This is a genomic window from Bradyrhizobium sacchari (genome assembly GCF_002068095.1).
Lineage (GTDB): Bacteria > Pseudomonadota > Alphaproteobacteria > Rhizobiales > Xanthobacteraceae > Bradyrhizobium > Bradyrhizobium sacchari.
This window is the reverse complement of record NZ_LWIG01000069.1, coordinates 40,193-60,556: the sequence shown is the minus strand read 5'-3', so window position 1 is coordinate 60,556 and position 20,364 is coordinate 40,193. Positions and strand designations below refer to the sequence as shown.

General features: G+C 62.2%; 18 protein-coding genes and 3 pseudogenes. 9 read left to right on the top strand and 12 right to left on the bottom strand.

The features are described 5' to 3' along the window. Nucleotides 1-514 (top strand): pyridoxal-phosphate dependent enzyme (locus tag A5906_RS45870; RefSeq protein ID WP_245327146.1); only part of this gene is annotated, 514 nt, incomplete at its 5' end. A gap of 179 nt (nucleotides 515-693) precedes the next feature. Here the strand turns inward: A5906_RS45870 and recQ are convergent. The 5 genes from recQ to A5906_RS39855 all read right to left on the bottom strand — a co-directional run bounded on the left by recQ (nucleotide 694) and on the right by A5906_RS39855 (nucleotide 7,812). Next, entirely contained in the window at nucleotides 694-2,559 is a 1,866-nt protein-coding gene (gene recQ / locus A5906_RS39875) for a DNA helicase RecQ (protein WP_080140530.1), read from the bottom strand. Nucleotides 2,560-2,816: 257 nt separating this feature from the next. Next, nucleotides 2,817-3,560 (bottom strand): polysaccharide deacetylase family protein, encoded by a 744-nt coding sequence (locus A5906_RS39870; protein ID WP_080140529.1) that lies wholly within the window; start codon nucleotides 3,558-3,560, stop codon nucleotides 2,817-2,819. 106 nt (nucleotides 3,561-3,666) lie between these two features. Next, a complete protein-coding gene (metA, locus tag A5906_RS39865) occupies nucleotides 3,667-4,668 on the bottom strand; it encodes a homoserine O-succinyltransferase MetA (protein ID WP_080140528.1) in 1,002 nt (333 codons plus the stop codon). A gap of 12 nt (nucleotides 4,669-4,680) precedes the next feature. Then, the gene (locus A5906_RS39860; protein ID WP_080140527.1) at nucleotides 4,681-5,982 is read right to left on the bottom strand and encodes an O-acetylhomoserine aminocarboxypropyltransferase/cysteine synthase family protein; all 1,302 of its coding nucleotides are present in this window, start codon (nucleotides 5,980-5,982) and stop codon (nucleotides 4,681-4,683) included. Nucleotides 5,983-6,237: 255 nt separating this feature from the next. Continuing rightward, a complete protein-coding gene (locus A5906_RS39855) occupies nucleotides 6,238-7,812 on the bottom strand; it encodes an amidase family protein (RefSeq protein WP_080140526.1) in 1,575 nt (524 codons plus the stop codon). Between the two features lie 350 nt (nucleotides 7,813-8,162). Here A5906_RS39855 and A5906_RS42315 point away from each other — a divergent pair, with 350 nt between their 5' ends. Beyond that, on the top strand, nucleotides 8,163-8,339 hold the full coding sequence (locus A5906_RS42315) for a hypothetical protein (protein ID WP_167523706.1): 177 nt from the start codon (nucleotides 8,163-8,165) through the stop codon (nucleotides 8,337-8,339). Between the two features lie 7 nt (nucleotides 8,340-8,346). On the opposite strand, the gene A5906_RS39845 is transcribed toward A5906_RS42315, so the two are convergent. Both A5906_RS39845 and A5906_RS39840 read right to left on the bottom strand, forming a co-directional pair. Then, a complete protein-coding gene (locus A5906_RS39845) occupies nucleotides 8,347-9,381 on the bottom strand; it encodes an aldo/keto reductase (protein ID WP_080140524.1) in 1,035 nt (344 codons plus the stop codon). A 10-nt stretch (nucleotides 9,382-9,391) separates the two neighbouring features. Next, nucleotides 9,392-10,573: an MFS transporter gene (locus A5906_RS39840; RefSeq protein ID WP_080140523.1), complete on the bottom strand. Its 1,182-nt coding sequence runs from the start codon at nucleotides 10,571-10,573 to the stop codon at nucleotides 9,392-9,394. A gap of 98 nt (nucleotides 10,574-10,671) precedes the next feature. Between A5906_RS39840 and A5906_RS39835 the strand changes: the two are divergent. From A5906_RS39835 to A5906_RS42310, 4 genes and pseudogenes are all read left to right on the top strand, one after another. After that, nucleotides 10,672-11,390: pseudogene (locus A5906_RS39835) on the top strand (LysR family transcriptional regulator); the annotation flags it as partial. A gap of 1 nt (nucleotide 11,391) precedes the next feature. Continuing rightward, nucleotides 11,392-11,625 (top strand): annotated as a pseudogene (locus A5906_RS45865) (LysR family transcriptional regulator); the annotation flags it as partial. 32 nt (nucleotides 11,626-11,657) lie between these two features. Next, entirely contained in the window at nucleotides 11,658-12,101 is a 444-nt protein-coding gene (locus A5906_RS39830) for a LysR substrate-binding domain-containing protein (protein ID WP_161495491.1), read from the top strand. 163 nt (nucleotides 12,102-12,264) lie between these two features. Next, nucleotides 12,265-12,417, top strand: coding sequence for a dihydrodipicolinate synthase family protein (locus tag A5906_RS42310; protein ID WP_136615833.1), 153 nt, complete (start codon nucleotides 12,265-12,267; stop codon nucleotides 12,415-12,417). 2,348 nt (nucleotides 12,418-14,765) lie between these two features. On the opposite strand, the gene A5906_RS39820 is transcribed toward A5906_RS42310, so the two are convergent. From A5906_RS39820 to A5906_RS39810, 4 genes and pseudogenes are all read right to left on the bottom strand, one after another. Further along, complete coding sequence (locus A5906_RS39820) at nucleotides 14,766-15,062, bottom strand: HigA family addiction module antitoxin (protein WP_080140519.1); 297 nt, start codon at nucleotides 15,060-15,062, stop codon at nucleotides 14,766-14,768. Between the two features lie 24 nt (nucleotides 15,063-15,086). After that, complete coding sequence (locus tag A5906_RS39815; RefSeq protein ID WP_080140518.1) at nucleotides 15,087-15,371, bottom strand: type II toxin-antitoxin system RelE/ParE family toxin; 285 nt, start codon at nucleotides 15,369-15,371, stop codon at nucleotides 15,087-15,089. A gap of 264 nt (nucleotides 15,372-15,635) precedes the next feature. Next, nucleotides 15,636-15,773: pseudogene (locus tag A5906_RS45860) on the bottom strand (IS1595 family transposase); the annotation flags it as partial. A gap of 11 nt (nucleotides 15,774-15,784) precedes the next feature. Then, nucleotides 15,785-16,153, bottom strand: a complete 369-nt coding sequence (locus A5906_RS39810) for a hypothetical protein (RefSeq protein WP_080140517.1) — start codon at nucleotides 16,151-16,153, stop codon at nucleotides 15,785-15,787. A 69-nt stretch (nucleotides 16,154-16,222) separates the two neighbouring features. Here A5906_RS39810 and A5906_RS39805 point away from each other — a divergent pair, with 69 nt between their 5' ends. From A5906_RS39805 to A5906_RS39795, 3 genes are read left to right on the top strand one after another with little or no spacing between them, the layout of a single operon-like run. After that, nucleotides 16,223-17,812: a recombinase family protein gene (locus A5906_RS39805; protein ID WP_080140516.1), complete on the top strand. Its 1,590-nt coding sequence runs from the start codon at nucleotides 16,223-16,225 to the stop codon at nucleotides 17,810-17,812. Beyond that, a complete protein-coding gene (locus A5906_RS39800) occupies nucleotides 17,790-18,668 on the top strand; it encodes a plasmid partitioning protein RepB C-terminal domain-containing protein (protein WP_080140515.1) in 879 nt (292 codons plus the stop codon). Before A5906_RS39805 ends, A5906_RS39800 begins: the two co-directional genes overlap by 23 nt. Nucleotides 18,669-18,701: 33 nt before the next feature. After that, nucleotides 18,702-19,568 carry a plasmid partitioning protein RepB C-terminal domain-containing protein gene (locus A5906_RS39795; RefSeq protein ID WP_245327145.1) on the top strand — a complete coding sequence of 289 codons (867 nt, stop codon included), beginning with the start codon at nucleotides 18,702-18,704 and terminating at the stop codon, nucleotides 19,566-19,568. Nucleotides 19,569-19,811: 243 nt separating this feature from the next. On the opposite strand, the gene A5906_RS39790 is transcribed toward A5906_RS39795, so the two are convergent. Then, nucleotides 19,812-20,336, bottom strand: coding sequence for a TIR domain-containing protein (locus A5906_RS39790; RefSeq protein WP_080140513.1), 525 nt, complete (start codon nucleotides 20,334-20,336; stop codon nucleotides 19,812-19,814). Between the last annotated feature and the right edge of the window lie 28 nt (nucleotides 20,337-20,364).

Sequence of the window (20,364 nt, the reverse complement as noted above, 5' to 3'; positions counted from 1 at the left end):
CGGGCTCGGCTATGTCGGCTTTGCCGAGGAAGTGCGCAAGCAGGAGAAGGAGCTCGGCTTCAAGTTCGACTACATCATCGTCTGCACCGTCACCGGCTCGACCCATGCCGGCATGCTGGTCGGCTTCGCCGCCGACGGCCGCGCGCGCAAGGTGATCGGCATCGACGGCTCCTTCACGCCGGCGCAGACGAAAGCGCAGGTGCTCTCGATCGCGCAGAACACGGCCAAGCTCGTCGAGCTCGGCAAGGACATCGTCGCTGACGACGTCGTGCTGATCGAGGACTACGCCTATCCCGCCTATGGCGTGCCGTCGGAAGAGACCAAGGAGGCGATCCGACTCACCGCGCGTCTCGAAGCCATGATCACCGACCCCGTCTACGAGGGCAAGTCGATGCAGGGCCTGATCGACCTGACCAAGAAGGGCTATTTCGAGAAGGGCGCGAAGATTCTCTACGCCCATCTCGGCGGCGCGCCGGCACTCAACGGCTACGGCTACGCGTTCCGGAATGGCTGAGATAGCGTAGCTCTCGCTCCCTTCTAATGTCGTCCTGGCAAAAGCCAGGACGACATTAAACCGGCTGCCAATTGTTGAAGCACGCTGGGGCAATCAGCGTGTCGCTTCCCACGGCCTGTGATTATGGATCCCGGATCTGCGCGCGCTTTGGGCGCGCTTGTCCGGGATGACGAGATACCCTACCGCGTCCTGATGATCTGCAGCAGCTCGTCGCCGTAATGTTCGAGCTTCTTGTCGCCGATGCCCTGCACGTTGCGCAGCTCGTCCAGCGTGGTCGGCCAGGCCCGCACGATGCCGTCGACGGTGGCGTCGTGCAGCACCACATAGGCCGGCACGCCGCGCTCGCGCGCCACCTCCGAACGCCAGGACCGCAACCGCGCGCGCAATTCGGGATCGATGTCGCCCTGCGGCGCGCTCGCCGCGGGAGCAAGATCGCCGCGGCGGGATTTGGCGCGGCTTGACCCGAGACGGGTACCGGGCGCCTCCTCGCGCAGCCAGACGTCCGTTTCTCCGCGCAGCACGCCGCGCGCGGACTCCGTCAGCTTCAACGCGCCATAGGCCTCGCTGTCGCTCTGCAAATGGCCCATCGCCACCAGCTGCCGCAGCGCCGTGCGCCACTGCTTCTCGTTGAGCTCGCGCCCGATGCCGAACACCGACAGCTTGTCGTGGCCGAACTGCGTGACCTTCTCGGTCAGGCGCCCGATCAGCACGTCGATCAGGTGCATCGCGCCAAAACGCTGTCCGGTGCGATAGACGCAGGACAGCAGCTTCTGCGCCAGCACCTTGCCGTCGCGCATCTTTGGCGGCGTCAGGCAATTGTCGCAGTTGCCGCAGCTCTCGGCCGTCACGACCTCACCGAAGTAGCCAAGCAGGCGCCGACGCCGGCAATGCGCGGTTTCGGCGAGGCCCACCAGCGCATCCAGCTTGCGGATCGAGACGCGCTTGAAATCCTCTGACCCGGCCGACTCGTCGATCATGCGGCGCTGCTGAACGATGTCCGAGAGGCCGTAGGCCATCCATGCCGCCGACGGCTTGCCGTCGCGCCCGGCGCGCCCCGTCTCCTGGTAATAAGCCTCGATGCTCTTGGGCAGATCGAGATGGGCGACGAAACGCACGTCGGGCTTGTCGATGCCCATGCCGAAGGCGATGGTGGCGACGATGACGATGCCGTCCTCGTTGAGGAAGCGGTCCTGGTTGCGCGAGCGCACGTTGCTGTCGAGGCCGGCATGATAGGGCAGCGCGGCGATGCCGGCCTCGTCAAGCGCGGCGGCGACCTCTTCGACACGGTTGCGCGACAGGCAGTAGACGACGCCGGCGTCGCCCATATGCCGCTCCCGGATGAACTCCTTGAGCTGCGACACCGCGTTGCGCTTGTCCACGATCTCGTAGCGGATGTTGGGGCGGTCGAAGCTGGAGACGAATTGCGGGGAACCGGCAAGCTGAAGCCGCTCGACGATCTCCTTGCGCGTCAGCTCGTCGGCGGTCGCAGTGAGTGCGATGCGCGGCACATCGGGAAAGCGCTCGGCGATGACGGAGAGGCCGACATATTCCGGGCGGAAGTCGTGCCCCCATTGCGAGACGCAATGCGCTTCGTCGATCGCGAACAGCGCAACTTTCGCCTGTGCCAGCAGCGACAGGCAGCGCGGCGTGACCAGCCGTTCCGGCGCGACATAGAGCAGATCGAGATCGCCTGCGATCAGGCGGCGTTCGATGTCGGAGGCTTCCTGCGGCGACAGCGACGAGTTGAGCGCGGCGGCGTTGACGCCAGCCTCCAGCAGGCCCGCGACCTGGTCGCGCATCAGCGCGATCAGCGGCGAGACCACGATGCCGCAGCCTTCACGCAGCAGGGACGGTAGCTGGTAACACAGCGACTTGCCGCCGCCGGTCGGCATCAGAACAAGGCAATTGCCGCCATCGGTGACGTGCCGGATGATGTCGCCTTGCGCCCCGCGAAACCCCGGCAGGCCGAACACCGAATGCAGCACCGACAACGCATCGCGGCCGTTGGCCGGCGCGGGCAGCGGAGCGGTGGAAGAGGCGTTCATGAGCGTGTCGGAGCAAGGCCGTGGGATTCGTCACAACGCCAGTCGCATGCCGGTGCGGCCATGGCAAGACTGTTTGGGGGGACAAGTAGGCGGTCTCCCCCTCTCCCCCCTTACGGGAGAGGGTGGCTTGCCGCGAAGCGGCGAGACGGGTGAGAGGTATCTATCCGCGGATTCGATGAGGCTCGCTTTACGGAGACATACCCCTCATTCGGCGCTTCGCGCCACCTTCTCCCACAAGGGGAGAAGGAAGAAAGCAGCTACGCCCCGATTCGCCGCAATGCTTCTGCGACCGTCACGATCGGCATGTCGCGCTTGTCCGCCGCCTCCAGCGCGTGGCGCATCAGGTGCGGCGTGCAGCCATAGGGGCTCGGCGCATCGGCGACGTCGTGGCTGTAGAAGATGAGCCAGCCACCGCTTGCGGCCGCCTCGTCGAAATAGCGATCGACGCCTGCCGGATCGATCTCGCAATTGACCAGGGGCGAAGCGCGCAGGAATTGGAGGTCGATGACGTCGCGATTGACGCCGGGGAGGATACCGCGCGCCGAGCGGAAGGCTTTTGCGAGCTGCGGCTTGCGCCAGACCGAGGCGATCCCATAAGGATAGGCGAAATTCTCCAGAGCGATCGAGGAATCGATGGCGCGGAAATGGCTGCGGTTCCGCTCGATCTCGCGGCCCATGGCGGCCTCGTCGAGATTGGCCGAGCACTGGTGCGAGAAGGTATGGCAGGCAATCTCGTGACCGGCACGGTGAAGCCGCACGATCGCGTCGTTCGACAGCCCATGCCAGTGATCCGACGGCTGGTCGATCAGGCTGCCGGCGATGTAGTAAGTGCCGCGGCCGCCATGCGCTTCGAGCAGCGAGGCGCCCTCGCCGGCGGCGCTATCGGGCGCATCGTCGAAGGTGAAGCTCACCATCGGCGCGTGGGCAGGCAAGCGGTGCGGCGCGGCGCGGAAATGCCGGGCCAGCCGATTGTTCACGCGTCCCTGGAGTGCCGACCACACGACTGCGCTTCCTGCGATTCCGTATTTCTGTACTGAAACATTCAGGCGCCAGTCGAGGCAAGCCTAACGCTTTGGTAATCCTAACGCCGAACGAAAGCTCCTTGGACTAGCGCGCCAGGACCGAGGCATCGGCTTCCGCACCGAGATATTGCAGCCAGTTGCGGAAGAGCACCGCCGCCGCGCTGCCGACGGCGATATCGGCCCGCAAATTGAGGGCCGGCAGGTCGTTGGTCAACGCCGGATGCCGCTGGTGCTTCGCCCGCTTCTCGAAGCGCGCCAGCCTCTCTTCAGTGACTGCGTCAAAATAGCTCACGGGCACATGCGGGTAGGACTCGCGCTCGCGCGCGAGATAGCGGCCGATGTCGCGCAGATATTCGCGCTGGAGTGACAGCGCATCATATTCCGGATGGCCCTGGAAGAACACGAAGCGGCTGGCATATTGGCGGACGAAGACGTCGACCCCGGCCTCGGCCGAGCGGGTCAACACCTGATAGCCGGCTTCCGCGAGGTCGCTTTCGGCGAGCTCGTTCAGGCGTGAATGCGAAACCTTGAGCGGGGCAGGCGCTTCTCGCGTCAACGGGTCGTCCGTCACTGCTTCGCAAGCAAAAATGCCGTGACATTTGGTCGGCAACCGTCGTCGTGCGATGCCGTCGAGATGCAGCACCGCTGCGTGCGCGGCAAGGCATGACCAGATCGTCGAGCGCGTGTTGGTCCTGGCCCAATCGATCAGATCGGTGAGGTCGCGCCAATATGGTTCCTGGTGGAGCTCGGGCGCGATCGGCTCTGCGCCGGTCACGATCAGCCCGTCGAAGCGCCCGCGCTTGAGCTCTTTGAGATCGGAATATTCGCTCTCGACATGCCATTTCGCTTCCGGCGAGCGCTTGACCGAAGGCAGCGAGAAGCAGTGAAAGCGGATGCGGCGCGGGCCCGCGGCGGCCTGCAGCAGCTTCATGAACTGCCGCTCGGTCGCCTTCAGCGCCGGATCCGGCATGTTGTTGATCAGTCCGATAGTGAGCTCGGCGCCGGCTGGATCGCGCGCCAGATCGCGCTCGGCCGGCACCAGCGCCGGGCTCGATATGCCCTGATCCCTTTCGATCAAGATCGTCATCGGGCCGTCCGCCTACTCCGCGGCCTGAAGGCGCGACGACGGACAGGCTCTTTCCAGAGCCTGCTCGATGTCCTCGATGATGTCAGAGACATGCTCGATGCCGATCGACAGGCGGATCGTCTCCGGCAGCACGCCGGCGGCGCGCTGCTGCTCCGCCGACATCTGGCGGTGCGTGGTCGAGGCCGGATGGCAGGCCAGCGATTTGGCATCGCCGATATTGACGAGGCGCGTGATCAGCTTCAGCGCATCATAGAAGGTCTTGCCGGCTTCCATGCCGCCCTTGATGCCGAAGGTGAACAGCGACGAGGCGTTGCCGTCGAGATACTTTTGGACGAGGGGGTAATAGGGACTGTCGGGGAAGCCCGTGTAGTTGACCCAGGCAACGCGCGGATCACTGCGGAGGAATTCGGCGACCTTGCGGGCGTTCTCGACATGGCGCTCCATGCGCAGCGCCACGGTCTCGATGCCCTGCAGCAGCAGGAAGGCGTTGAACGGCGACAGCACCGAGCCCATGGTGCGCTGATAGACGCTGCGCGCGCGCTCGATATAGGCGGTCCGGCCGAAGCGCTCGGCGTAGACGAGACCGTGATAGGACGCGTCCGGCTTGTTGTAGGCAGGGAAGCGGTCGGCGTATTTCGCCCACGGAAAATTTCCGGAATCGACGATGGCGCCGCCGAGCGTGGTGCCGTGGCCTCCCAGGAACTTGGTCAGCGAATGCACGGCGATATCGGCGCCGTAGTCGAACGGCTTGAGCAGGATCGGCGTTGCGACCGTGTTGTCGACGATCAGCGGCACGCCGTGCGCATGGGCGATCTTCGCCAGCGCCTCGATGTCGCAGACATTGCCGGCGGGGTTGCCGATGGTCTCGGCGAACACCGCGCGGGTATTCTTGTCGATCAGCCTTGCGATTGCATCGGGCGCGTCGCTCTCGGCGAAGCGGCCGGCGATGCCTTGGCGCGGCAGGATGTGCGAGAGCAGCGTGTGCGTCGTGCCGTAGAGCTGCGGCACGGACACGATGTTGCCGCCGTGATCGGCGACGTTGACGAAGGCGAAATGCAGTGCCGCCTGGCCGGTCGCGACCGCGAGCGCGCCGACGCCGCCTTCGAGTTCGGCGATGCGCTTCTCCAGCACCGCGCTGGTCGGATTGGCGATGCGGCTGTAGCGGAAACCTTCGGCCTCGAGATTGAACAGGGCCGCGCCATGATCGGCGCTGTCGAAAGCGTAGGCCGCGGTCTGGTAGATCGGCACGGCGACCGCGTGCGTGGTGGCTTCGGGTTCGTAGCCGGCGTGAATAGCGATCGTCTCGTTGCGCATCGTGCCACCTCCGCGTGGAGCGGGCCGCACTTATTGGCCTGTATGAGGCACGTGCGTTGTCCGCGCTCCCTCTGTTAGAGGCGGGTGGTAAAGCGGACAATAATTCGCTTAGAGATCGAGGAAGTAACCCTAACGCTTGTTGGTGAATTGGCTAAAATTCGAGTTAAATTGGATTCGTGAATTGATGTGCCATGCCGGCCCTGCTGAAAACTGGCCGAGCTCCGCGCGTTACGCGCGGAGCCCGCAAGCGAGAGTTCAGGCCATCGTCTCCCAGAGCCGATGGGCGATCACGCCGGCGCGCTTCTCGATCGCAGCTGCGGCATCGAGCGCGAGGTCCTCGCGATAGCGGCCGGCAATGAGCTGCACGCCGATCGGCTTGCCCTCGTGGACGGCGACCGGCACCACCGCGCCGGGCAAGCCCAGCACGTTGATCGCGGAGATGAAGCGGATCTCGCCCCAGAAGATCTGCTGCACGCGCTCGGCGCTGACGGTGTCGTCGCGCGGGCCCGGCGTCGGCTTCACCGTGGTGGGCGCGAGCACCACCGGGTAGTCCTCGAAGAACAATTGCCACGCGCGGATGTGACCGTTGCGCGCGGCCGTCGCCTGCATCCAGGCCTTGAGATCGAGCCCATTGGCCTTGGCCCTCATGCCGCCCCAGGCCTTGTGAAAATCCTCGGACGTGACCTTCAGCATGCCGGCCTCCTGCATCACCACCGTCTCGTTGGTGATGATGTCGCACCATGTCTGCCAGACGCCGTTGATGTCGGGCACTTCGACCTCGCTGACGCGATAGCCGGAACGCTCGAGGTGATCGGCGGCCTGACGCAGCGCCGCGGCTACGGACGGATCAACATCCATGTCCTCCGGAATCTTTGCGAGTGCGACCTTGATGGGACCCTTCGGCCTCTCGCCGATCAGCGGCGCCGGCACCCACCAGGGATCGCGCGGATCGCGCTGACTCATCGCCTCCAGCGCAAGGCGAACGTCGGCGACGTGACGGGCGAGCGGCCCCTGCGCCGACATCAGATGCGCCAGCATCGGCCGCTCGGCCGTTGCGCTGCCGTTGAAGGCGGGGATGCGGCCCTGCGTCGGCTTGATGGTGGCAACGCCGTTGCAATGCGCCGGCCAGCGCAGCGAGCCGCCGATGTCGTTGCCATGGGCGATGGTGCCGATGCCGGCGGCAACCGCCGACCCCGCGCCGCCCGAAGAGCCGCCGCAGGTGATATCAGGATCCCAGGGGTTCAGCGTCAGGCCGTGCAAGGGATTGTCGGTGAAGCCGCGGAAGGAGAATTCCGGCGTGTTGGTGAGACCAATGACGATGGCGCCGGCCTTCTTCAGGTTGCTGACGACAGGGGAGTCCGACGGCGCGATGAGATCCTTGTTCGCCGGCACACCGTTGAAGTTCGGCCGCCCCTCGTAGTCAACGTTTTCCTTGATCGTGATGGGCACGCCATGCAGGAGGCCGAGCTCGCTGCCCTTGGCGCGCTGCTTGTCCGCCGCATGCGCCGCCTTCAGCGCCTCCTCGCCGAGATCGACGACCACCGCATTCAGCCTGGGATTGACCGCGCGCATCCGGTCCAGATGCGCCTCGACCGTCTCGACGGCGGAAATTGCGCCGGAGCGGATCGCGGCCGCGGTCTCGACCGCGGACCATTGCCAGACCGGCCCCTTGGGACGGCGGACTGCAGCCGTTTTGCGCGGTGCCGCCTTCTTGACTGTCTTCTTCGCGGTTTTCGCGACGGCGCCCTTTCGGACGGTACTCGTCTTGCTTGAGGTCTTGGTCACCTTCTTTGAGGCACTTTTCTTCTTGCTCGCCGTCTTCTTCGCCACGTCGCATCTCCAAAAAATTGCGCGGCGGAGGTTATGGAGGTCACGCGACCCTGTACAGGCGCGTTTCTGCATGGCGCGCCGTCGCGACGCTCTGCAGCGGCAAGTAACAAGCGGCCGACCGTCCTGAACCTTTGGGCGACCTGGCTCGACCCATATACTGGTTGAGTCGTACATGATATGACCGCCAAGATTGCTGCGGAGACAGGTTCAGTGAGGTAGCCATTTGACCTCGACTGATTGGAGCATTGCCATGCTCACGGAGTTCGACAGCGGATACGGCGAACAACCCTTTCGCGATCTGTGCGCCACCTACCCTGGCGCCCAAGCCTATGATCCTCAGGATTTCCGGATTGAATGGGGACCGATCTTCCGATCTGCTCGCCACGGCTGCAGCGGCGCCCGAGCCGCTGCACCCGATCAAGCTGGATGGCCTTACGGTGGTCGATGATCCCGTCTTCATCGACACGCTGAAGAGCGAGGCAAACCTTCCGCAAGGAATAGGCGCGGCGATTGCCGCCTTCTATTAGCGATCCCTCACACCAACGGCGGGTTCAACCGCGCAAAGCCCTCCTGGATGCGGTAGGGATAGTAGGGATAAGGCGGCATCACCGCGCTGATCTCGTCGAGACGCTTGACCTGATCCGCACTCAGCGACCAGCCGACCGCGCCGAGATTGTCGCGCAACTGCGCTTCGTCGCGCGCGCCGATGATCACGGAGGAGACGGTGGGCCGCGACAATAGCCAGGCGATCGCGACCTGCGGCACGGTATGACCCGTCTCCGCGGCAATCGCATCCAGCACGTCAACGACGGCGTAAAGCCGCGCCTCGTCCACGGGCGGGCCGAACTGCGCGGTTGCGTGCAGGCGGCTTCCTTGCGGCAGCGGCCGACCGCGCCGGATATTTCCGGTGAGCCGCCCCCAGCCCAGCGGGCTCCAGACCAGCGCGCCGACGCCCTGGTCACGTGCGAGCGGCATCAGCTCCCATTCATAGTCGCGGCCGAGCAGCGAGTAATAGACCTGGTGCGCGACATAGCGGGGCCAGCCATGCCGGTCCGCAAGGGCGAGCGACTTCATCAGCTGCCAGCCGGCGAAATTCGAGACGCCGACATAGCGCAGCTTGCCGGCGCGCGCGAGCGTATCGAGTGTGGACAGCACCTCCTCGATCGGCGTGAACGCGTCGAAGGCGTGGAGCTGAAGCAGGTCGATCGTGTCAGTGCCGAGCCTGCGCAGCGCCGCATCGACCGAGGTCACAAGCCGCTGTCGCGACGAGCCCGCGTCGAGCGGGCCCTCGCCCATCGGCAGGCTCATCTTGGTCGAGATCAGCACCTTGTCGCGCCGGCCCTTGATCGCGGCACCGAGGATCTCCTCGGAGGCGCCGTTCGAATAGACGTCCGCGCTGTCGAACAGATTGACGCCGGCATCGAGACAAATGTCGACCAGCCGGCGGGCCTCTTCAACGCCGCTGCGGCCCCAGGCGGAGAACAGCGGGCCCTGACCACCGAACGTGCCGGTGCCGAAGCTGAGGACGGGGACCTTGAGCCCGGAAGCGCCGAGATTGCGGTAGTCCATGACTGCTCTCCTATTCCGCCGGGCACGCCGCGACCGCGGTCGCGGTGCGGTCAAGCTGCAGGCTCCACAGCGCCAGCACGAGGCCGATGGCGGTGATGGCGGCTGCGACCAGTGGCAGCGCGGAGAGGCCGAGCCCGCGATCGATGGTGACGCCGCCGGCCCAGGCGCCGAGCGCGTTTCCGAGATTGAACGCGGCGATGTTGAGGCTGGAGGCGAGCGTGCGGCCGGTGGGGCCAGCGGCTTCCAGCACGCGCAGCTGGAGCGGCGCGACGGTTGCGAAGGCGGCGATGCCGAGCAGCAGGATCAGCGCGACGGCGGCAAACTTGACCGACAGCACCGCGGCAAGGCCAAGCAGCACGACGGCGAGCGCGGCCAACGTGCCGATCAGGGCGCGCGCAAGGCCACGGTCGGCAAGCTTGCCGCCCGCGACATTGCCGATCGCAAGGCCCGCGCCGAACACCAGCAGGATCGGCGACACCGCGGCCTCCGAAAAGCCGGTGAAGCGCGTCAAGATCGGCTGGATATAGGTGAAGACGACGAACAGGCCGGCAAAGCCGAACACGGTCATGGCGAGCCCGAGCAGCACCTGCGGACGGCCGAGCACCGCAACCTCCTCAGCGAGCGAGATCGGCTTGTCACCGTTGCCGACATGACCGGGCACGAACGCGGCCACCACGGCAAAGGCGACTATGCCGATGACGGTCACCGCCCAGAACGCCGCGCGCCAGCCGAGCACCAGGCCGACCCAGGCGCCGAACGGCACGCCCAGCAGCGTGGCGACGGTGAGGCCGATGAACATGGTCGCGATGGCGGAGGCGCGCTTGTCCTCGGCGACGAGGCTCGTGGCTACCACCGAGCCGACGCCGAAGAAGGTGCCATGGGCCAGCGAGGTCAGCACCCGCGCCGCCATCAGCAATTCGTAGTTCGGGGCCAGCGCGCAGGCGGCATTGCCGAGCGTGAAGATCGCCATCAGCGCCAGCAGCACGGTCTTGCGCGGCATTTTGCGCGTCGCCAGCGTGAGGACCGGCGCCCCCACGAAGACGCCGAGCGCGTAGCCCGAGATCAGCAGGCCCGCGACCGGCACGGAGACATGCATCTCGGCGGCGACCTGGAGCAAGAGGCCCATGATGATGAATTCGGTGGTGCCGATGCCGAAGGCACCGGCGGTGAGCGCGAGGACGGCGGGAGGCATGCGTTGCTCCAATGGATGAGACGAGCCACGCAGATAGCTGCACTGCGGCAAAACCATTAGAATGTCCGCAATCCAATCATTTGTGACGTGAATTCAACATGGCCCGTTTCGACACCAACCGCTCCGCCGAGATGGAGGTCTTCGTCCGCGTCGTCGACCTCGGCGGCTTCACCCAGGCTGCGCGAAAACTGCGTCTGACGCCGTCGGGCGTCAGCAAGCTGATCTCGCGGCTGGAGGCGCGGCTCGGCTCGCGCCTGATCAACCGCACCACGCGCAAGCTGACGCTGACGGAGGAAGGCCAGGCCTTTTACGACCGCGCCGTGCGCATTCTCAGCGAGATGGAGGAAGCCGAGCGCGAGGCAGCCTCGGGCGCGGCGCCGCGCGGCCGCCTCACGGTCAACAGCAACATTCCCTTCGGCATGCTGCATGTGATGCCACTGATCCCGCGCTTTCTGGCGCAACATCCCGCCGTCACGCTCGACCTGGTGCTGACCGATACGCTGATCGACCTGATGCAGGAGCGGGCCGACGTCGCCATTCGTGTCGGCCCCTTGCGCGCCTCGCGCCTGGTCGCGCGAAAGCTCGGGACCAGCCGCATGGTCGTGGTCGGCGCGCCGAACTATCTCGCCCGTTTTGGCACGCCGAAGATACCTGCGGATCTCGCCGATCACCGCGGCATCGGCTGGACCTTTCCGCGCAGCATCCGCGACTGGACGTTCAAGCGTGGCGACCTCACCGAGGAAGCCGTGCCGCCGCCGATCGCACGCGCCAGCGACGGCGAAGCCGCAAGGCGCCTCTGCCTCGGCGGTGTCGGACTNGCCCGCCTCGCCCTTTTCCATATCGGCCCCGATATCGAAGCCGGCCGCCTCGTGCCGGTGCTGCAGAGCTACAACCCCGGCGACCGCGAAGACATCCACGCCGTTTATGTCGGCCACACCGCGCCGCTACCCGCGCGCGTGCGCGCCTTCATCGATTTCCTCGCCGAGCATGTGCGGGTGAGCGACTCCGCGCTGAAGAGAGCCGGGGATGGACGGTGGAAACTGGTGCGATGAGGCTGGCTAGTTGGCGGCCACGGTCCACAGCGATGATTTCGCCCACCTATCTGGCGCGCTGTGGCGCACCCACGCACCCGCGCGACCTCGTCCAACACGACTGCCTGACGTTCGCGACGACCGGACTGACCTGGGATTTTGAAAGCCGGCGCGGTCCGATCAATGTCGAGGTCAAGGCGCGGCTGAGCGCGAACGACAGCCAATTGCTGTTGCGTGCCGCGATCGCCGGCATGGGCGTTGAGCGGATTGCGCGGCACGTGGCGCAGCCTGCATTGTCGACCGGAGAGCTCGTGCCGCTCCTTGTCGATTATCCCTTCCGGAGTTCTGGATCAAAGCACTCGGACAGCTCGCCGCCTGATCGCCCTGACCAGACGAGCTGCATCGGGCAATCGCGGAGTGCCCTCTTTCAGGCCGCAGGCCGTTCCCCGAGGAAACCGTCGAAGCAGCGAAGACCTGCCAGCGATTTTTCTCCATGAATACCGAATGGGTGCCTTCGTCGAACGCGACCCATCGGCTATACGGTGCCGCCGAGAGCTGGCTGAACACCGCCTGCGCCATAGCTCAAGGGATTCCAAATTTGCTGTCGAGCGCCAGGAATGGGATGCTCGGTTCTAAAGTGAGACGCGGGAGGACCAGCCCGTGATCCCATTGGCTCGACAACATGTCGATCATGGCGACGTTGCTGCTGCCATGGATGTCTGCTTTGGCGTGATCCCGCTCAATGCGAAGACGATCGACGGCATCAAGACCCTGCCTGTCGACGAGAGCTCCGAGATTGCCAAGCGCCGGTGACTGAGGGCGCGGCATTAGAAGGCGTGGCTTAGCGTGGACAATCGCGCCGATGGCGGAGGGAGAGAATCTAGAAAGAAAATTGCTCCAGCGCAGCCTCTCAGGTTCTCTTGATAGGCAAGCAGACCAGCACTTTGCAGCGTCTCCGCCAAGGGAAAATGGCCAGAGCCGACACCAGCGGACGCCTTGCACGGGCTGATCTCTACAATGGCAATTCGTGACAGATATCCGGATCAGAACGGGGTTCACCTCGGAAGCTGCGAGAGGCGCATAGAGTGGCCTCGAGACCGAGTTCGCGCTTGCGGGCACCCCGGTGGCCGGGCGCCGGTCCGGAAACCCTCAACGGTCCGTTGAGACTGGGGACAGGCAGTCAACCGAAGCACCAGTGGCCGGTAACCCTCTGGATCGGACTTCCTTCAAAATGGCACCGGATCTTGAACTCGCGCCTCAGTTGCGTTTGGATAAGTCCGTTGGGAAGGCCGCGCGCCGTGAAGATGGCGTAGTTCAGTTCCGCTGTGGAGCGTCCAAAGTGATTTCCAAGGTAGTTTCGCTCTTCATCGTCTTGCAACTCTTGCATGCCCCATCGGCACTCGCAGCCTGCGGAGACTATGGAGGCCCCGGATACCGAAACCAATCCGGAAAGTGTGTTGGATGGGAAGCGCTTGCGCGCCAGTGTGGAAATCCGCCTTCAACGAAGTGCACACCTGAACGCGTCGCTGAGGACTCCCGAGATGCTGCGGCGAAAGGGGCGGCCATTCGGTCACTGATGGACCGCTCGCATGATGCGAAAAAAGTGCCGACCAATCAGTAAGACGCAAAGTCCCAGTCTCTGTGCGGGCGGATTTACTGCAATCTTGCTAGTACTCGCCGCCCCCAGACGGAGGACACCCATTCTCCACATTGGACGATTCAATGCGATGCGCATGTGCCCGCTGGGTGGATTGCTGCCGTTAGGCTAGCAGAGCATAACAAGCGCGTACTTGATTACGTGCTGCTGCCGACTGACGGGAAAGTGAAAAGGACTATCCGGTTCTCTGACAGGCCCGCGAACGCCGGGACATCACCTGCTTCAAAAGCCCAGACGCGCTCGTTCGAGCGATCACCCGGAGGTTAACCAAGCAAGCCCGTTCCTTCCGACCCATGCTAGCGCCGCTGAGCAAGCCCCGGAAACCAGGCCTGTCCAGAACCAAGAACGGCCGCGCGCGGCACTGATGGATCGAAGGTAGAGGAATGCGGCGATTAGTGTTCCATAGTTTTTTCGGAAGTCCCCATTGAGCTTTGCGATTTTAGCAAACTCAGTAGATGCTTCGACTTCATCCGGCATGGCGCTGGTTCCTTTGAGTTGGCGAGGGCCAGCGCCCTATGAACCACTGTTTTGCCCGACGACGCAAGCAATATTTCGTATTTAGCGAATTTTGACCTTCGGTTCGTCGCGCCGTGCTCAGGGCGAGCACTCGGGACAAGTGTCGCCAACACCTTCAAGTACCTCCGCTATCGCGAGGGCAGCCGTCTCTGGCGATAATCCCGCTGGGTGATGTTGCCGCGCAATCTCAAAGGCCAGATCGCGAGCGTGGCGGAGACGACCGTCAGTTGCAGGAGGGTGGCCGCGGGCCGTCGGCCGGCAACGCACCTTTTCCGTCTGCTTCGGGTTCGGCATGCGCCAGCTCGCGGGTCGGTCTGCCATGTCTGGGGGAATTCGTACCGGCTTCGTGCGCGGTATTGGGGCGGGCCGTGACAGGCCGGTTGCGGGTTGCTGAGTTAATGTTGGTTTGCGTTGTTCCGTTTGCGTTAGTGGATTTGTCGGGTTGGTGAGTTATTACGTCTTGCTGACGTAGACGCGTGTGCATACGCTGTGTTTGCTTCTGATGGCCGCAACCATTGTGATTCGGCCGTTGAAAGCACAAAGACCGCCCGGGGTGGACCGGACGGCCTTTGCTTCGAACCCCTCGCTTTCGAACGGGAGGGGGAAGACTGGGTGGCCCTTATGGAAGGGGCCGGCAGGTGTACGGCCACCCTTGTGGAAGGGGCGGCCGGGTCCCGCTCTAGGAGCGGGATCGCCAGTGGGGAGAGCCGGGTCAACTTGGCGGAAGATCGGCTCGCCACCACGTTTGCGAATCAGCCGTGGGCCGAATCGCAAGGCTCTATGGTGGAGCCCTCCGGTGCGAGAGTCCACGCCGACCCGATGATTCCCGTGGGTAAATCGCGTTTATCCACCAAGGGCCGATCGTATTTTGCCGGGTGACAGTCCGAAAAATCAGGACAGTCCGTCCCGAGTCGAGGCCGCAACCTCATAAGCCTGAGGCTTCTTCAAAGAAGAGAGCAAAGAAAACCCCGCCGAAGCGGGGTTGATGTCAGGCTGCGACTTTGGGCGCCTCTATCGTTGCTAGCTCTCGGCTGATCTTTGGTCGCGTAACTTCCACTGCATACCGAGCCTGAAGGTTTAGCCAAAATTCGGGAGTAGTGCCTAAAGCCTTCGCCAAGCGAAGCGCGGTGTCCGCAGAGATGCTGTTCTCTTCGTTCACAATGCGCTCTATGCGAGTACGGGGAACGTGGCATCGATCGGCCAGGGCGTAGGCGGAAAGGCCCATGGGCACCAAGAACTCCTCGCGAAGAACCTCGCCGGGGTGAAGGGGTGCTAATTTGGCCATTTCTACCTCCTATCTTAATCGCTACTAGTGGTAGTCGGTAAACTCTACGTCGTAAGCGTCGCCGTCCTGCCATCGAAAGCAGATCCGGTATTTGTCATTGACCCAAATCGCGTGTTGCCCGGCCCTATCGTCCAAAAGTGGGTGCAACTTGTTATTTGGTGGCACCTTCAGATCGTTAAGTTCATGGGCCGCGTCGATCATTCGCAATTTGCGTCGAGTAACGGCTTGCAAATCGGCAGGGAATCCCTTCGGACATTCACCGTCAAAAACTGCACTGGTTACTTTGTCAGCGAAACTTTTGATTGCCATGCCCAGTGTCCAACAACGTATCATCAGCTGATACGTTCCGCAAGAGAGAACGTATCATAAACCGATACCAATCCGAATAACTCATTGAAAATTAATCACTTTTAGAATATTACCCGATACGCCGATTCGCCGGTTTCCAGCTTTCTCGGGGCGACGGAATACTCAGCAGCGTTGCTAACTATGTCAAGTTGAACGGATGGTGCGGCACAACGTCCGCCGCCATCGTAAGAATTTCCGGGCCAACTGCTTAATTGAGTGGACTTGGTCAGGTCTGCAATACATCAGGCGCTTGCCACGGATGCCCTTCATCGCTTTCTCAGCGCGCATTTCGTTATTCCAGCCAAGCGCGATGCTGGTGTTATAGCGGAAGTCATATTCTGCGAGGTAGCGCCTAGACTCCTTCGGAGCTGAGTTTACTGGGCGTGTCTGTCCTGGATTTCGATAACTTCCGAGAGCAGATCAGCTGTGACTTGCAAGCTGTTCCTCACCTCCTCAAGCCTTCGGCTGCATAACAATGCGGGACGATGCGATAGCTTCAAGACGAATTCGAAGACCTGATCCGAATTGCGCATGAGCTGTAATAGGTGTTCGCCGCTCGGGCCGTTGGTGCCCGAGAGCCAATTCTTAGCGGTCCTTTCATTCGCCCCCGTCCACCGCATCAAGGTCTTATGAGCTTGGTGGCTGCTGCCCAGCTCGGATCTGAGGATCTCGGCGATCAAGCTGGCGTAGGTGGAAGACGCCGTTCCGTCTTCTGGAAACTTCTTGCCCGTTTTCGGAAACATGTTTCCCCCCGAGCTAAGTTATAGTTTCAGAGCAACCCATCATCTCTTCTTGACCTTAGTGGGGCGACAATGTTGCCAGATGTCTTGAATGCAACTTCCGAACATGGAAGCCGGGTATCCATCGCCGCGGCCGAATACGTGCGGATGTCGACGGATCACCAGCAATATTCAACAGCGAACCAGTCACAGGCCATTCGCGAGTATGCTGCGCGTCATGGCTTTCAGATTCAAAAGAGATACGAGGATAGCGGCAAGAGCGGTCTCAATCTCGATGATCGGCAGGGGCTCAAACAGCTTATCGAGGATGTGCAAACCGGCGCAGCCGAGTTCTCGACGATCCTCGTCTACGACGTCAGTCGATGGGGCCGTTTCCAGAACGCCGATGAAGGCGCTTATTACGAATATATCTGCAAGCGCGCCGGCATTTCAGTCCGGTATTGCGCCGAGCAATTCGAGAATGATGGCAGCCCGGTCTCGACCATCGTCAAAGGCGTCAAACGCGCGATGGCCGGCGAGTACAGTCGCGAACTTTCGGTCAAAGTGTTTGCTGGGCAGCGGCGCCTGATCGAACTCGGTTATCGGCAGGGCGGGCCGGCAGGATACGGATTACGGCGACAATTGATTGATCAGAATGGTCTGGCCAAGGCTGAGCTGGCTCGCGGCGAACACAAGAGCATCCAAACCGATCGGATCGTCTTGATTCCCGGTCCAGAAGAAGAGATCGAAACCATCCGGTTCATTTACGACGCCTTCGTCGCTCAAGCAAAATGCGAACGAGAAATCGCGGACAGCCTCAATGCGAGAGGTATCACCACGGATCTCGGCCGTATATGGACGAGGGCTACTGTGCACCAAATTCTCATCAACGAGAAGTATATTGGCAACAATGTTTGGAACAGATGCTCATGCAAGCTTAAGGGCCGACGAATCTACAATCCTCCTGAGCACTGGATACGCCACGATCAGGCATTTGAGTCCATTGTCGACGAGGACACGTTTAGATCCGCTCAGACAATCATTTCCGATCGCTGCAAGCGTTATTCTGATGAAGAGCTGCTGGACGTGCTCCGCGGCCTCTTGGAGCAGCATGGCTATCTTTCTGGAATGATCATAGATGAACTTGAGGTCGGACCATCCAGCAGCGCTTATCGCACGCGTTTCGGCAGCCTAGTCCGCGCCTATGAACTGATCGGCTTTAACCCAGACCGGGACTACCGCTATATCGAGATCAATCGCGCGTTGCGGCGGATGTATCCAGACGTCGTTGCATCAACGGTGCGCGGAATCGAGGAGATCGGGGGGTCGGTTCGACAGGACAGCGAAACGGACCTTCTCACGGTCAACGACGAGTTCACCGCTTCGCTCTGTTTAGTTCGCTCCCATGAAACGATGGCGGGCTCTTATCGTTGGAAGGTGCGCTTTGATGCTGGCTTGCGGCCGGACATCACCGTAGCGATCCGAATGAACCAGATGAATAGCGCCGTGCTCGACTACTATTTGTTACCGCGCTTCGAGATGGAAGCAGAGCAGGTGGCCCTCGCTGAGTACAATGGGATGGCGCTCGACGCTTATCGTTTTGACACCCTCGATATGTTGTTTGAACTGGCAGCTCGCTCGCAATTGATGGAGGTCAGCTATGGGATCGGCTCAAGGCATTGAGATCATTCCGATAGGAGCCATCGACGTCGTCAATCCCAGGGCCCGCAACCGACGGATCTTCAAGGAAATAGTCACCAGCGTTGCCGAACTTGGGTTGAAGCGTCCTATCACCGTGAAGCGGAAACCAGGGGATGGAGAGCCGCACTACGACCTTGTCTGTGGTCAGGGACGATTGGAGGCCTACCAAGCGCTCGGGCAGCGCGAGATTCCTGCCGTGGTGATCGATGCCACCAATGAAGACAGTGCGATTATGAGCCTGGTCGAGAACTGCGCACGGCGCCAGCACCGGGCAATCGACCTGCTGCATGACATCGATGGACTACGTCAGCGCGGCTACGATTTTGAGGATATCGCGCGCAAGACCGGGCTCAGCCTGGAATATGTCAAAGGCGTCAGCAGCCTGTTGGAAGGCGGCGAGCATCGGCTTTTGCGTGCGGTAGAGGCCGGGCAGATGCCCGTCAGTATCGCGGTGATGATCTCGCAGGCCCAGGACAGCGATATCCAGGCCGTCCTGCAGCAGGCCTATGAAGAACGGCTGCTGCGAGGCCAGCGTTTGCTGGCGGCCAAGAAGCTGATCGAGCAGCGGCGCCGTCGGGGCAAGGGTTATAAGACCGGGCCCCGTCGGGCCGACGGCGCGCCGGTGAGCTCAAACGCCCTGTTGCGTGCCTATCGGCAGGACGTTGACCGCAAGCGGATCTTGATCCGCAAATCCAACAGCACCAAGGCACGCTTGGTCTTCATCCTGGAAGCACTGCGCAAGCTCTTGATTGAGCCCGAGTTTTTATCGATCCTGGAGGATGAAAAGCTCGACACATTGCCCAAGAACCTGGCGCTGCGGCTGCACGGGCATGGCTAGCGCATGGCACGTCGGCCTCACATTGCAGTTCGGATGGGCTTTGAGGCGCAGACGGCATCGATCAAGCTCGCCGATATCCAGCCTTTAAAACTGGTGTCCGAGGAGGTCAAGCGCTCGGCAAAGTATCGGCAGATCGCCGCCTCAATTGCCGAGATCGGGCTGGTCGAGCCGCCCGTAGTGGCACGGAGCCGCGATGGAGCCGGCAAGTTCCTTCTGCTCGACGGCCATTTGCGACTCGAGGTGCTGCGAGATCGTGGTCTGCTCGAGATCGAATGCCTTCTGTCGACCGAAGACGAAGCCTTCACCTACAACAAGCGCGTCAATCGAATTGCGATCATTCAGGAGCATCGAATGATCTTGAAGGCGGTCGAAAACGGCGTCTCCGAGTCGCGGATCGCCAAGGCGCTCAATGTCGATGTCGCCAGCATTCGCCGGCGCCGCAAGCTGCTCGACGGCATCTGCGCCGAGGCGGTCGAGTTGCTCAAAGAGAAGCATTTGACCCTCAACTCGTTCTCCGAACTGCGCAAGCTTGCCCCGATTCGGCAGATCGAGGCGGCCGAATTGATGATCGCGATGAACACTTTTTCCAACAGCTATGTGCGCTCCCTCGTAGCCGCGACACCGCGCAATCAGTTGGCTGCCGGCTACGCCCCGCGCGCGCCAAAAGGCTTGTCCGATGAGCAGCTGGCGTTGATGGAGCGGGAATCGGCCTCGCTGGCACGGGAGTTCAAGGTGGCCGAACAGACCTATGGCACCGATCATCTCGATCTGGTGCTGGCGGTCGGCTACCTCTCAAAGCTGCTGCGCAACGGCAAGGTGGTCGGCTATCTCGCCAAGCACTTCCAAGAGCTGTTGTTCGAATTCCAGCGCATCACTGAATCGGAAGCGAGCCCCGCCTAAGCTGATCCGTCAAATGAAGGTCGATTTGGCGTTATTCGCGTATGCATTCTTATGGAAGACCTCAGCCAGCGACGGAGCCACTTACCGTAGGATCGAGCCAAGCGATCCTCGCACGCGCCAAAATTCAGTTTTGCCCAAGAGCCGAGCGGCGGGGTGGGTACCTGATGGCGCTGAGCGGCGTGCTGTGTCGGACAACAACTCTTATGCTAGTGGCACCAGCCCGCTGCTGGGTACCAAGATGCGTCACGCATTTCGCAATCGTCGGCCACGTGAGTTATCTATCAGTCGCGGCGACCTCAACTTTGCGGCAGCGATGCATGAATCGAGTTGGGCGGCGCCCGCGGTGACGTGCGCCCAAGTCTCCCAAAGCGCAAATCCTGACGTGATATTGTCGTGCAGACGATCCGGAACGACAACCTTGCCATCGCGCATTGGCGCTGACGGCAGACGGATTCCAACTAGTCCGTGGCTCATCTCCAACGTGGCGTCAATCTCCCAGTCAACGTACTTTCGTCCCCATGTCTGCGCACCAACTAGTACGATCGTACACGAACTTCCTTTTATGTAGTCCTCCCGGATGCGACGCCTGACATAATCGACGTTGTCGCTATCGATGCGGCGCTCAAGCGAATTATCATAGATCGACTCGTACGTGGCATGAAACGCCTTTGAGAAGGCATCGTAATATGCCTGATCTCCTCCATGATGGTAGCTGACGAACACTTTGTGCTTAATTAGGGGCAGTGCCCCAACTTGATTATAGCTCATTTGAACAACTTGCAGTTGGCGCGGTGGA

Bases quoted from the DNA above. Each gene is read 5' to 3' on its own strand.
- A5906_RS39860 (WP_080140527.1), bottom strand. From the start codon at position 5,982: ATGCGCAACGAGACGATCGCTATTCACGCCGGCTACGAACCCGAAGCC.
- A5906_RS39810 (WP_080140517.1), bottom strand. From the start codon at position 16,153: ATGTTTCCGAAAACGGGCAAGAAGTTTCCAGAAGACGGAACGGCGTCT.
- A5906_RS39840 (WP_080140523.1), bottom strand. From the start codon at position 10,573: ATGCCTCCCGCCGTCCTCGCGCTCACCGCCGGTGCCTTCGGCATCGGC.
- A5906_RS39795 (WP_245327145.1), top strand. From the start codon at position 18,702: ATGGGCTTTGAGGCGCAGACGGCATCGATCAAGCTCGCCGATATCCAG.
- A5906_RS39820 (WP_080140519.1), bottom strand. From the start codon at position 15,062: ATGGCCAAATTAGCACCCCTTCACCCCGGCGAGGTTCTTCGCGAGGAG.
- A5906_RS39805 (WP_080140516.1), top strand. From the start codon at position 16,223: ATGTTGCCAGATGTCTTGAATGCAACTTCCGAACATGGAAGCCGGGTA.
- A5906_RS39790 (WP_080140513.1), bottom strand. From the start codon at position 20,336: ATGAGCTATAATCAAGTTGGGGCACTGCCCCTAATTAAGCACAAAGTG.
- A5906_RS39845 (WP_080140524.1), bottom strand. From the start codon at position 9,381: ATGGACTACCGCAATCTCGGCGCTTCCGGGCTCAAGGTCCCCGTCCTC.
- A5906_RS39800 (WP_080140515.1), top strand. From the start codon at position 17,790: ATGGGATCGGCTCAAGGCATTGAGATCATTCCGATAGGAGCCATCGAC.
- A5906_RS39815 (WP_080140518.1), bottom strand. From the start codon at position 15,371: ATGGCAATCAAAAGTTTCGCTGACAAAGTAACCAGTGCAGTTTTTGAC.
- metA (WP_080140528.1), bottom strand. From the start codon at position 4,668: ATGACGATCTTGATCGAAAGGGATCAGGGCATATCGAGCCCGGCGCTG.
- A5906_RS39830 (WP_161495491.1), top strand. From the start codon at position 11,658: ATGATTTCGCCCACCTATCTGGCGCGCTGTGGCGCACCCACGCACCCG.
- recQ (WP_080140530.1), bottom strand. From the start codon at position 2,559: ATGAACGCCTCTTCCACCGCTCCGCTGCCCGCGCCGGCCAACGGCCGC.